Here is a 13039-nt window from a genome sequence, read left to right as displayed (position 1 = left end):
TGGCACTCTTGTAGACAGATTCACAGCAAAGGTCATGCCGTCCAACAGGCATAAACGACAAAGGCCCCGAAGAAGGGGCCTTTGTGTTTTTACATCAACGACTTATCAAGCAAACGGATGACGCAGAACGATGGTTTCGTTGCGGTCCGGGCCCGTCGAAATAATGTCGATCGGCGCCCCGATCAGCTCTTCAACGCGTTTGATATAGGCGCGAGCGTTAGCCGGCAGCTCTTCCAGGGTTTTTGCACCCACGGTCGATTCGGTCCAGCCCGGCACTTCTTCGTACACAGGCTGCAGGCCTACGTAGCTGTCAGCGTCGGTCGGAGCAACGGCGTTGCCTTCGGCGTCTTTGTAGCCAACGCAGATGTTGATGGTTTCCAGACCGTCGAGTACGTCCAGCTTGGTCAGGCAGATGCCCGAAATGCTGTTCACATCGATAGCGCGACGCAGGATAACGGCGTCGAACCAGCCACAACGACGGGCACGGCCGGTGGTCGCACCGAACTCGTGACCTTGTTTAGCCAGATGCGCGCCGACGTCGTCGAACAGCTCAGTCGGGAATGGACCCGAACCGACGCGAGTGGTGTAAGCCTTGGTGATGCCCAGGATGTAGTCGAGGAACATCGGGCCAACGCCGGAACCGGTCGCTACGCCACCGGCAGTGGTGTTGGAACTGGTCACGTACGGGTAGGTACCGTGGTCGATGTCGAGCAACGAACCCTGAGCGCCTTCGAACATGATGTCTTTGCCGGCGCGACGCAGGTCGTGCAGCTCAGCGGTGACGTCGAGCATCAGCGGCTTGAGCAGCTCAGCGTACTCCTTGCACTCGGCCAGGGTTTTCTCGAACTCGATGGCCGGCTCTTTGTAGTAACCGACCAGCATGAAGTTGTGGTAATCCACCAGTTCACGCAGCTTGTCTTCGAAGCGCGGCATGTTCAGCAGGTCGCCAACACGCAGGCCACGACGAGCAACCTTGTCTTCGTAAGCCGGGCCGATGCCGCGACCGGTAGTACCGATCTTCAGCTCGCCACGGGCCTTTTCACGGGCCTGGTCCAGCGCCACGTGGAAGGACAGGATCAGCGGGCAGGACGGGCTGATACGCAGACGCTCACGCACCGGTACGCCTTTCTCTTCCAGCTTGGTGATCTCGCGCAGCAGGGCGTCAGGTGCAACCACCACGCCGTTGCCGATCAGGCACTGCACGCCTTCGCGCAGCACGCCCGACGGGATCAGGTGCAGGACGGTTTTCTCGCCGTCGATCACCAGTGTGTGGCCAGCGTTGTGGCCACCTTGGTAGCGCACTACGGCTGCAGCATGTTCGGTCAGCAGATCAACGATCTTGCCTTTGCCCTCATCACCCCATTGGGTGCCCAGGACTACGACATTCTTACCCATAACACTTGTCCTCATTCGCGCAAACTTGGTGCCGGCGATGGCCGGCAGGAAAACTCAAGAAGCCAGTGGCGATACTTGCCAAAGCCCGTTCTGCTGAATCAATTGCCGGTCGCAGTCCGCATCACGGGCGGCGGCCAAAGGTTGCCCAGGCAAAGCCTGAACGACACGCTGACCCTCACTGCGCAACTGGCAAACCTGCTGCCAGAGTGCCGCATCCGTACTGTCAGGCATCCAGATACCGCCAGACGGTAGCTCGATCTCAGCACGCCCCAGGGTCACCAGGGTTTTCAAATCGGTGGAAAAACCAGTCGCCGGACGCGCGCGACCAAAATCCGCGCCGATGTCGTCGTAGCGACCGCCCTGAGCGATGGACTGGCCAACGCCCGGAACGAACACCGCGAACACCACACCGGTGTGGTAGTGGTAGCCACGCAGCTCGCCCAGATCGAAGTACAACGGCAGGTCCGGGAAACGCGCCGATAGGCGCTCGGCGATTGCCAGCAAATCTTCGAGTGCTGCCAAAACCGGCGCCGGTGCATTGGCCAGTCGTTCGCGGGCAGCGCTCAACACTTCACGCCCGCCACACAGGTCGACCAGCGCCCGCAGCATGCCGGACAAGTCGGCCGGCAAGCCTTCGGTCAAGGTAATGACCTCGTCGATTGCCTTGCGTTGCAGCGCATCGAACAACTGCTGTTCGACTTCACCGGACAGACCGGCGGCACGCGCCAGACCACGGTAGATGCCAACATGACCAAGGTCCATGTGCACATCCGGCACATCGGCCAGTTGCAGCATGGCCAGCATCAGGCTGATCACTTCAACGTCGCTGCTCGGGCTGGCGTCGCCGTACAGCTCGGCGCCCAACTGGATCGGGCTGCGCGAGGACGACAATGCACGCGGCTGAGCATGCAGCACGCTGCCGGCGTAGCACAGACGGCTCGGACCTTCGCGACGCAGGGTGTGCGCATCGATACGCGCCACTTGCGGCGTGATGTCGGCACGGAAACCCATCTGCCGGCCCGATTGCGGGTCAATGACCTTGAAGGTACGCAGATCCAGGTCCTGGCCCGCGCCGGTCAGCAGGGATTCCAGGTACTCGATATGGGGAGTCACGACAAACTCGTAACCCCAGCTCTGGAACAGATCCAACACCTGACGACGCGCGACTTCAATGCGCGCCGCTTCCGGTGGCAGTACTTCTTCGATGCCATCTGGCAGCAGCCAGCGGTCTACCGTTGCCATTACGCCATTCCCCTTTGATCCGGGCGGCCAGCCTGCGGGCGAGCCTTGAGTGAAGCAGAAAATGACCGAACCGTTCAAAACGCACGCGCATGAACGACGCGGCGAAAGGCCTGTTAGCGGCTTCGCCCATCACTTTCCTCGAAATACTCTCGGGCCATTCAACCCGATGCCTGCAACAAAAAACAGCAATCAAACGTGCAGACGCAAAAAAGCCGGGAATTTCCCGGCTGCCGCATCATACACACGTTTTCCCAAAGGATCACCCCGCCCGAGGTTTTAGCCGCCGGGCGGAATGATTCAGGTCAACGGCGTATCAAGGCTTGGCCTTTTCCAGGTAGTGGAAAAAGTCGCTGCTTGGGTCAAGGACCAATACGTCGGATTTGTTCGCGAAGCTTTCACGGTAGGCGCGCAGGCTACGATAGAAACTGTAGAACTCCTGATCCTGACCGTAGGCCTTGGAGTAGATCGCAGCGGCCTGGGCATCACCATCACCGCGAACCTCTTCGGATTCACGATAGGCTTCAGCCAGCAGCACGCGGCGTTGACGATCGGCGTCGGCACGGATACCTTCCGCTAGCTCGTTACCCTTGGCGCGGTGCTCGCGAGCTTCACGCTCGCGCTCGGTGCTCATACGCTCGAACACACTGCGGTTCACTTCTTTCGGCAGGTCGATGGTCTTGACCCGGACATCGACAACTTCGATACCCAGCTCCTTTTCCGCCATTTTGTTCAGCGATGCGGTGATGTCAGCCATCAACGCGTCACGCTCACCCGACACTACTTCGTGCAGAGTGCGCTTACCGAACTGGTCACGCAGACCGGATTCAAGACGACGGGAAAGACGCTCGTCGGCGATTTGCTTGAGGCCGGAAGTTGCGGTGTAGAAGCGCTCGGCATCTTTCACGCGCCACTTGGCGTAGGCATCGACCATCACGGCTTTCTTTTCCAGGGTCAGGAAACGCTGTGTCGGTGCATCCAGCGTCATCAGACGTGCGTCGAATTTACGCACCTGGTTAACGTAAGGCACTTTCACATGCAGGCCTGGCTGAACATCGGCCTGAACCACGCGGCCGAATTGCAGCAGCACCGCACGCTCGGTCTGAGCGACGATGTAGAAGCAGTTCCAGCCCACCAGTACCACAACAACGCCAACGATCAGGGCGATCAGCGATTTATTGCTCATCAGCGGGTCTCCCTTGTGCGCGACTGCGGCAGGTCAGTGACATGCGGCGTGACGTCCGTGTTGTTGCTGGCGGCAGCCGAACCGGTGACCGGTGCATTGCTGCCCGAACTGTTCTGAATCATTTTGTCCAACGGCAGGTAAAGCAGGTTGCTCTGGCCGTTCTTGTTGCCGGTCACGAGTACCTTGCTGGTATTGCTGAAGACTTCCTGCATGGTGTCCAGGTACAGACGCTGGCGGGTAACCTCAGGTGCCTTGCGGTACTCGGCGACCAGCTTGGTAAAGCGATCGGCTTCACCCTTGGCGCGCGAGACCGTTTCGTCACGGTAACCGTTGGCATCCTCGAGGATGCGCTGGGCCTGACCACGGGCTTCCGGCACGACGCCGTTGGCGTAGGTTTCAGCCTGGTTGCGCGAACGCTGCTCGTCTTCACGGGCGCGGATCACGTCATCGAAGGCTTCCTGCACTTCACGCGGTGCCGCTGCGCTCTGTACGTTGACCTGAGTGACGGTGATACCGGTGCGATAGGTATCGAGGAAGCGTTGCAGACGCTCCTTGATTTCGCTGGCCATCAATTCACGACCTTCGGTCAGCACCTGGTCCATGGCGGTGGAACCCACCACGTGGCGCAGGGCACTGTCAGTCGCATGCTGCAGACTGATTTCCGGCTGATCGACGTTCAGCACGAAGTCCTGCAGGTTGCTGATCTTGTACTGCACGGTCAGCGGCACTTCGACGATGTTCTCGTCTTCGGTCAGCATCTGGCCTTGCTTGGTGTACGCACGCTCACGCGTGACGTTTTCCATGTACTTTTTATCGATCGGCGGGAAGTAGATATTCAGGCCCGGGCCAACAGTCTCGTAGTACTTGCCGAAGCGCAGCACCACGGCTTGCTCCTGCTCGTCCACCACGTAGACCGCGCTGTACAGCCAGACAGCCGCCAGCACGACGAGGCCGATGCCGAGCAGACCGCCGAAGCCGCCACCGCTCCTGCCCGAACCACCGCCGTCATCACCACCGCGTTTCTTACCACCACCGAACAACCCGTTCAGGCTTTCCTGCAGCTTTCGGAAGGCCTCGTCGAGATCCGGTGGCCCCTTGCGGTCGCCGTTATTGCGGCGTTTGCCACCCCAAGGATCCTGATTATTCGAGTTGCCACCCGGCTCATTCCAAGCCATAGCGCTCTCCATCTGATAAAGCAAAGACGCACCCACGGCGCGCCGACCAATGCTACAGAATGCCTGCCGTTACGGCACAACCGCTTCTTCAGGCTTTTATTGCAAAGTGTGTTGCTCGATGAATTCCATCGGCTGCAATCCTTCGCGGCTTACCAGTCGATTCAGCTCGACCCGGGGCAAACGAACGGCCAGCAGGCTGATGCCTTCTTCGTCATGCTCTTCTTTCTGCACCGCACCGAGTTCGAAAAACTGCGCACGCAGTCGGGCGAATCGTTGCGGCAAGCGCAATGTGCCGATGAACAAATCACTGCCGAGTAATTCGGCAATGGCTTGTTCAAGCAATTCCAGACCACTGCCATCACGTGCCGAAAGCCAGACCCGCTGGGGCTTGCCGTTTTCGTCGCGCTGGATTTGTGGCTCAACGCCTTCAAGCAAATCGAGTTTGTTATAGACCTCGAGTATCGGCAAGTCCTGGGCACCAATCTCGCCCAGCACCACCATCACCTGCTCGATCTGCAACATGCGATCCGGCTCGGCCGCATCGATCACGTGCAACAACAGGTCGGAGTTGGCCGACTCTTCGAGGGTAGACCGAAATGCTTCGACCAGCTTGTGCGGCAGGTGACGAATGAAGCCTACCGTGTCCGCCAGAACAATCGGCCCCAAGTCGTCCAGATCCAGACGGCGCAGGGTCGGGTCCAGCGTGGCGAACAACTGGTCGGCCGCGTAAACGTCGGATTTCGTCACATTGTTGAAGAGTGTCGATTTGCCGGCGTTGGTATACCCCACCAGAGACACGGTCGGAATATCGGCACGGGAACGGCCACGTCGCGACTGCTCGCGCTGGCTGCGCACCTTCTCCAACCGGCCCTTGATCTGGCGCAGGCGGACCCGCAGCAAACGCCGGTCGGTTTCCAGTTGGGTCTCACCTGGGCCGCGCATGCCGATGCCGCCACCCTGACGCTCAAGGTGAGTCCAGCCGCGAACCAGGCGCGTGCTCATGTGGTCAAGCTGGGCCAGTTCGACCTGGAGCTTGCCTTCATGGGTACGGGCGCGTTGGGCGAAAATATCGAGAATCAGACCGGTACGGTCGATCACGCGACACTCGAAAACACGTTCGAGGTTACGTTCCTGACTGGGCGTGAGGATGTGATTGAAAATCACCAGATCGGCTTCTTCAGCCTTGACCAGGTCGCGCAGTTCCTCGACCTTGCCGCTGCCGATCAGAAATTTGGCGGTTGGCCGATGACGCGGTACGTTAAAAAACGCAACGGTCTCGGCGCCCGCCGAATTAGCCAATTCCTGAAACTCCTGCGGATCTTCGCGCGCCTCAGGGTCCTGTCCATCCAAGTGAACGAGGATCACTCGCTCACCACCACCGTGGCGCTCAAAGAACAAAGGAGACTCCTATCAGGCGTTACCTGGCTCAGCGTCACCTGCTTCGGATTCGGTTGCGCTAGGCAGACGAATTGGACGAACCGGCACTACTGTCGAGATAGCGTGTTTGTAAACCATCTGGCTTACGGTGTTTTTCAGCAGGATCACGAACTGGTCGAACGACTCGATCGTGCCTTGCAGTTTGATACCGTTGACCAGGTAGATGGAAACCCCAACTTTCTCTTTACGTAAAGTATTCAAGTAAGGGTCTTGTAGCGAATGCCCTTTTGACATGTGCCGCACTCCTTTAAGGATTCAATAATAAAAAATAGGTAATTCAGATGGCTTTGGCCGTCACACCCCCAAGGATAGACGGCAATTGCAAGGACTCAGCTCAATATGGAGATGGTCCCAAGGTATTTCAAGGCGCGTGGCAGATTGTCGCAATCAAGACTGTCCAGCCAGTGTATATCTTCCCAGCTGCGCAGCCAGGTGAACTGGCGTTTGGCCAATTGGCGCGTGGCGATGATGCCGCGCTCCTGCATTTCGGCCAACGTCAGCTTGCCATCCAGGTAGTCCCAGACTTGGCGGTAGCCTACCGCACGTATAGACGGCAACCCCGAATGCAGGTCACTTCTTTTACGCAGGGCTACGACCTCGTCGAGGAACCCCTGTTCCAACATATTTGTGAATCTTTGTTTAATGCGCTCGTGCAGTACCTGACGATTCGCCGGGGCAATGGCCAAGTTCGCGACAGTATAGGGCAATTGTTGCAGTCCCGAAGCGGCTGCTTCAGTACTTTGCGCAGATTGTTGCTGACGCAGCTCGGTCATGCTCTGACCACTGACTCGATAAACTTCCAGCGCGCGACTCAAGCGCTGCGGATCGTTCGGGTGAATCCGCGCCGCTGACACCGGGTCAATGAGCGCCAATTGATCGTGCAAGGCTTGCCAACCGAGGCGTGCAGCCTCTTCTTCGATCTGCGCGCGGACATCGGCATCGGCCGCTGGCATATCCGCCAGACCTTCGACCAAAGCCTTGTAATAGAGCATCGTACCGCCGACCAGCAGCGGAATTTTTCCGCGCGCGGTGATCTCGGCCATGGCTTGCAAGGCATCGCGACGGAAATCCGCAGCCGAATAAGCCTCAGCCGGGTCGAGAATATCGATCAAGCGGTGCGGATATTCGGCCAGCAGTTCTTTCGAAGGCTTGGCAGTGCCAATGTCCATGCCGCGATAGACCAGCGCTGAATCGACACTGATCAACTCGCACGGCAGCACCTTGGTCAGCTCGATGGCTAGATCGGTCTTGCCCGCAGCGGTCGGGCCCATCAGGAAAATCGCTGGAGGAAGCTGGCTCATCAACGACCGCGCAGGAACAGTTTGTCCAGATCGTCCAGGCCCAATTGGGTCCAGGTCGGTCGGCCATGGTTGCATTGACCGCTGCGCTCGGTGTTTTCCATGTCACGCAGCAGGCCGTTCATTTCCGGCAGGGCCAGGCGCCGATTGGCGCGGATCGCGCCGTGGCAGGCCATGGTGCCGAGGAGTTCGTTGAGGTGCGCCTGAATCCGGTCGCTGGTGCCGTACTCCATCAAGTCCGACAGGACATCGCCGACCAGGCGATTGGCTTCAGCCTGCTTCAGCAAGGCCGGGATCTGCCGAATCGCCAGGGTTTCCGGGCCCAGACGCTGCAGCTCGAACCCCAGACGCTGGAACCATGCCGCGTGCTCTTCAGCGCAATCGGCCTCGCGCTGGCTAACGGCCAAGGATTCCGGCACCAACAATGGCTGCCCACTGAGACCCTCGCTGGCCATGGCGATTTTCAGGCGTTCGTACATGATCCGCTCGTGAGCAGCGTGCATGTCCACCAGCACCAGCCCTTGGGCGTTTTCGGAAAGAATGTAGATACCTTTCAACTGCGCCAAGGCATAACCAAGCGGAGGAATATCTTCCTGCCCGGCCGGCAGTGCGTTGGCATTAGCCTCAGGCAGCGGCGCGAAAAACTCGCGATACGCAGCCTGAGCCTCGGCCGCCGGCGGTACCGCTGATTGTGGGCGTGGCGTGTATTGATACTGGTAAGCCCCGCCAGCGCTGGCACCGGACGAGGTATTGAACGCCGGCTGCGCCTGCGGTTGCTCCAGCAGCGCATTGGCCGCCAGACGCATTTCGCCCTGCGGGCCGAACTCACCGGCATCGAGGCCCGTTGGCCGCACGACAGCTGTGGTCACGGAACCGGCAAGCTGGTCTTCCGGACGCACGTCGCCCAAAGCGCGGTGCAACGTGCCATAAAGGAAGTCATGCACCATGCGCCCGTCACGGAAGCGCACTTCGTGTTTGGTCGGGTGCACGTTGACGTCGACCGCCGCCGGATCGACTTCAAAAAACAGCGCAAACGTCGGGTGACGACCGTTGAACAGCACGTCGCGATAGGCCTGACGCACTGCGTGGGCCACAAGCTTGTCGCGCACCGCCCGGCCATTCACAAAGAAATATTGCAGATCCGCCTGACTGCGGTTAAAGGTCGGCAAACCAACCCAGCCCCAAAGGTGCAAGCCGTTGCGCTCGATCTCGATCGGCAGCGCCTGCTCGAGGAAACCCGAACCACAGATCGCCGCCACACGCCGGGCGCGGGCCGCGTCATCGTGGGCTTCGTGCAGGCTGAGAATGGTCTTGCCGTTATGCCGCAGATGGAAAGCCACGTCGAAACGCGCCAGCGCCAGACGCTTGATCACTTCTTGCAGGTGATCGAACTCGGTTTTTTCGGTCTTGAGGAATTTGCGTCGCGCCGGGGTGTTGAAAAACAGGTCGCGAACTTCCACGGAAGTGCCGACCGGATGCGCCGCCGGTTGCACCCGAGGCGCCATGTCGCGGCCTTCGGTTTCGACTTGCCAGGCTTGATCGGCATCGCGAGTACGCGAGGTCAGCGTCAGGCGCGCCACGGAACTGATCGACGCCAGCGCCTCACCCCGGAAACCGAGGCTCATCACCTGTTCAAGGTCTTCCAGGTTGCGAATCTTGCTGGTGGCGTGACGGGCCAGCGCCAGCGGCAGGTCATCGGCAGAGATGCCGCTGCCATCGTCACGCACCCGCAGCAACTTGACCCCGCCCTGCTCGACATCAACATCGATGCGCTTGGCGCCGGAGTCGAGGCTGTTTTCCAGCAGTTCCTTGATCACCGAGGCCGGACGTTCAACCACCTCACCGGCGGCGATCTGGTTCGCCAGCCGTGGGCTGAGCAGTTCGATACGGGCAGCAGCGTTCAGCACTTCGTTCATTCTTTGGACGCCAGTTCGGTGCCAGGAATGGTCAAGTGCTGACCGACTTTCAGTTCATCGCTTTTCAGATTGTTGGCAGCGCGCAGCGTGGCCGGCGACACCTGATAGCGCACGCCGATCATCGCCAGCGTTTCACCCGGACCGACGCGATGATCGCGCGGGCCTTGAGCGATCTTGCCGGAATCACGCAGCCAGGCGATGTAAGTGCCCGGTGGCGGGTTCTGCTGGAAGAACTGGCGCACGCCGCTGCTGATCGAGCGGGCCAACGCTTGCTGATGGCTCGATGCCGAGAGCTTGTTGGCTTCGTTGGCATTGGAGATAAACCCGGTTTCGACCAGAATCGACGGGATGTCCGGCGACTTCAACACCATGAACCCGGCCTGTTCCACACGCTGTTTGTGCAGCGGCGTGACGCGGCCGATGTTGGTCAGGACTTTCTGACCGACGTTGAGGCTGGAAGTCAGCGAGGCAGTCATCGACAGGTCGAGCAACACGCCGGCGAGCATGCGGTCCTTGTCATCCAGGCTGACGTTGCCAGCACCACCGATCAAGTCGGAACGGTTTTCACTGTCGGCCAGCCAACGGGCGGTTTCCGAGGTTGCGCCGCGGTCGGACAGGGCAAACACCGATGCACCGAAAGCGGCGGCAGATGGCGCCGCATCGGCGTGGATCGACACAAACAGGTCGGCGCCCTTCTTGCGGGCAATCTCGGTACGACCGCGCAACGGGATGAAATAGTCGCCGGTTCGGGTCAGTTCGGCGCGGAAGCCTTTCATGCCGTTGACCTGACGCTGCAGTTCGCGAGCGATCTGCAGCACTACGTCTTTCTCACGCTGACCGCGCGAACCGGATGCGCCCGGGTCTTCGCCACCGTGGCCGGCGTCGATCACCACAATAATGTCGCGCTTGCCGGCCGGGGCTGGCGGCAACTTGATTGCCGGTTCGGTCGGGGTTACCGGCACCGCTGGCACAGTCGCGACCTGCGGCGTCGGCGCAGGCGGCGGTGCGGCGTCGGCCGGGTTATCGAACAGGTCGACCACCAGGCGGTTGCCGTACTGCGCGTTCGGCGCCAGCGAGAAGCTTTTCGGGGTGACGGCTTTTTTCAGGTCGATGACCACGCGCAGGTCGGTCGGCGTGCGCTGGGCCGAACGCATTGCGGTGATCGGCGTGTTCGCGGTCTGCACATTCAGCGGTGCACCGAGGGTGGCACCGTTGATGTCGATCACCAGCCGGTCCGGTGCGGTCAGGGTAAACACGCTGTGCTGCACCGGGCCGCTCAGGTCGAAGACCAGTCGCGTATTGTCCGGCGCCCGCCACAGGCGCACGCTGTTGACCTTTGAATCGGCCACAGCGTTGACGGTTACTGCCATCAACAACAGTCCAGCGGCAGCCACCAACGCGCGAAAGCGCATACCTAACCCCATCATTTAATTGGATTCCAATGCCAAAGCGGCACACCAGGCCTCGCCACGCGAGCCCTGGGATAAAATTTTCAGCGAACGCCCGCTGTCTTGCGGGCTAATGGTAATGGTCAGGTCAGGCTTTGGCAAAAAGCCTGCACCTTTATCGGGCCATTCGATCAGGCACAGGGCATCGTCTTCGAAGTAGTCGCGGATGCCGAGAAACTCCAGCTCTTCCGGATCGACCAGGCGATACAGGTCAAAGTGGAAGGCGCGGATGTCACCGATCTCGTAGGGTTCGACCAAGGTGAAGGTCGGACTTTTTACCGCGCCGACATGGCCCAAGCCGCGAATGATGCCCCGCGACAGGGTGGTTTTGCCCATGCCCAGGTTGCCTTCGAGAAAAATCAGGCCATGGCCCTGGGTCACGCGGGCGATCCGTGCGCCAAAGTCGCTCATGGCCTGTTCATCGGCCAGGTACAGGGTTACTTCAGACACGGTGCTTGCTCCTCCAACAACTGACGAATGGCTGGAATCAGATCACTGGCCGCCAGCCCACGGCCGAATTTTCCTTGTTGCTGACCGGCATTGGCGTGCAGCCAGACCGCCAGACACGCCGCATCAAAACCGGCCATGCCCTGCGCCAGCAGCGCACCGGTCAAACCGGCCAGTACGTCGCCGAGTCCTGCAGTGGCCATGGCCGGATGACCTTGGTGACAAAGCGCCAAACGGCCATCGGGATGCGCAATCAGGCTGCCTGCGCCTTTCAACACCACCACTGCTGTATATTTTTTGCTCAGCGCCAACGCTGCCGCGGGACGATCCGCCTGCACGTCGGCGGTGCTGATGCCCAGCAAACGCGCTGCTTCGCCCGGATGCGGGGTGATCACGCAATCCTTGGGCAATTGAACGAAATCACTCGCCAGCAAGTTCAGTGCGTCGGCATCCCACACTTGCGGCAATGCCGCGTTGGCCGCCGCCGACAGTAATGCGTGGCCCCAACTGGCCTGGCCGAGGCCAGGACCGACGACCAGCGTCGAGACTTTTTCCAGCAAACCCATCAACTGATTGGCCGATGAGGTGCCAAGAACCATAGCTTCCGGCACACGGGTCAGGGCTGCTGGCACATGCTCGGGACGGGTCGCCAGCGAAACCATGCCCGCGCCGCTGCGCAACGCCGTTTCGGTACTGAGCAGGATCGCCCCGCCAAATCCGTGATCGCCACCGATCAGCAACACATGGCCAAAACGCCCCTTGTGCGACGCCGGCGCGCGCGGCGCCAATCGAGGAAGATTAGCGGCATTGAGTCGCTGGGCGCGGACAGGAATGTCACGGTAAGTTTCCGCTGGCGCCTGCAAATCGTTGAACAGCAGCGCGCCGACATGATCCGCCGCGTCACCGGTGAAAAGCCCAAGCTTCAGACCAATAAAGGTCACCGTGAGATCGGCACAGACCGCGACACCCAGCGCTCGCCCAGTGTCGGCACACAATCCGGAAGGGATATCGACCGCAGCAACCGGCAAACCACTGACGTTGATCGCATTGATCGCGGTGGCATACGGCTCACGCACGTCGCCGCTCAGGCCGGTGCCGAGCAGGGCATCGAGGATGACCCCGCGCAACTCACTGTCAGCGCTCCAGCCCTGAATCGCCACACCGTGCGTCGAGGCCTCGGCATGGGCTGACGCCGCGTCGCCCTGCAATTGCCGGGGATCACCGACCGCCAACACCCGCACAAGCAACCCGGCTCGCTGGGCCATGGCCGCGACCAGATAACCGTCTCCCGCATTGTTGCCATGCCCGGCCAGCACCGTCAGTTCAGTCGCCGAAGGCCACTGTCGCACCAATGCGCGCCACGTCGCATGGGCCGCGCGCTGCATCAATTCGAAGCCCGGCGTACCGGCAGCAATCAGCCGTGCATCGAGTTCGCGCACCTGTGCGGCGCCATACAGCGCGTCGGGTAATTCATCTTTCGTATGCGGCATGCGTCTTC

At 60.4% G+C, this 13039-nt stretch carries 11 protein-coding genes; all 11 read right to left on the bottom strand.

Annotated features, from left to right (window positions below):
* Positions 1-105: 105 nt before the first annotated feature.
* Positions 106-1395, bottom strand: a complete 1290-nt coding sequence (locus tag LOY43_RS02650; RefSeq protein ID WP_007915835.1) for an adenylosuccinate synthase — start codon at positions 1393-1395, stop codon at positions 106-108.
* Between the two features lie 54 nt (positions 1396-1449).
* On the bottom strand, positions 1450-2637 hold the full coding sequence (locus LOY43_RS02645; protein ID WP_038360371.1) for an ATP phosphoribosyltransferase regulatory subunit: 1188 nt from the start codon (positions 2635-2637) through the stop codon (positions 1450-1452).
* Positions 2638-2950: 313 nt separating this feature from the next.
* On the bottom strand, positions 2951-3820 hold the full coding sequence (hflC, locus tag LOY43_RS02640; protein ID WP_007915830.1) for a protease modulator HflC: 870 nt from the start codon (positions 3818-3820) through the stop codon (positions 2951-2953).
* Entirely contained in the window at positions 3820-4995 is a 1176-nt protein-coding gene (hflK, locus tag LOY43_RS02635) for an FtsH protease activity modulator HflK (RefSeq protein ID WP_016984785.1), read from the bottom strand. Before hflK ends, hflC begins: the two co-directional genes overlap by 1 nt.
* 96 nt (positions 4996-5091) lie before the next feature.
* On the bottom strand, positions 5092-6393 hold the full coding sequence (hflX, locus tag LOY43_RS02630) for a ribosome rescue GTPase HflX (protein WP_093430181.1): 1302 nt from the start codon (positions 6391-6393) through the stop codon (positions 5092-5094).
* 12 nt (positions 6394-6405) lie between these two features.
* Entirely contained in the window at positions 6406-6666 is a 261-nt protein-coding gene (gene hfq / locus LOY43_RS02625; RefSeq protein ID WP_007902656.1) for an RNA chaperone Hfq, read from the bottom strand.
* A 95-nt stretch (positions 6667-6761) separates the two neighbouring features.
* Complete coding sequence (miaA, locus tag LOY43_RS02620; protein WP_095047299.1) at positions 6762-7733, bottom strand: tRNA (adenosine(37)-N6)-dimethylallyltransferase MiaA; 972 nt, start codon at positions 7731-7733, stop codon at positions 6762-6764.
* Positions 7733-9634 (bottom strand): DNA mismatch repair endonuclease MutL, encoded by a 1902-nt coding sequence (gene mutL / locus LOY43_RS02615; protein ID WP_175559558.1) that lies wholly within the window; start codon positions 9632-9634, stop codon positions 7733-7735. The genes miaA and mutL overlap by 1 nt, the downstream gene beginning before the upstream one ends.
* An 8-nt stretch (positions 9635-9642) precedes the next feature.
* Positions 9643-11016 carry an N-acetylmuramoyl-L-alanine amidase gene (locus LOY43_RS02610; RefSeq protein ID WP_371748301.1) on the bottom strand — a complete coding sequence of 458 codons (1374 nt, stop codon included), beginning with the start codon at positions 11014-11016 and terminating at the stop codon, positions 9643-9645.
* A 57-nt stretch (positions 11017-11073) separates the two neighbouring features.
* Positions 11074-11544, bottom strand: coding sequence for a tRNA (adenosine(37)-N6)-threonylcarbamoyltransferase complex ATPase subunit type 1 TsaE (gene tsaE, locus LOY43_RS02605; RefSeq protein ID WP_016985707.1), 471 nt, complete (start codon positions 11542-11544; stop codon positions 11074-11076).
* On the bottom strand, positions 11532-13031 hold the full coding sequence (locus tag LOY43_RS02600) for an NAD(P)H-hydrate dehydratase (protein ID WP_258709155.1): 1500 nt from the start codon (positions 13029-13031) through the stop codon (positions 11532-11534). The genes tsaE and LOY43_RS02600 overlap by 13 nt, the downstream gene beginning before the upstream one ends.
* Between the last annotated feature and the right edge of the window lie 8 nt (positions 13032-13039).

Origin of the sequence: Pseudomonas sp. B21-041, from assembly GCF_024748675.1 — a bacterium.
Lineage (GTDB): Bacteria > Pseudomonadota > Gammaproteobacteria > Pseudomonadales > Pseudomonadaceae > Aquipseudomonas > Aquipseudomonas neuropathica.
This window is presented reverse-complemented; position numbering and strand designations above follow the sequence as displayed.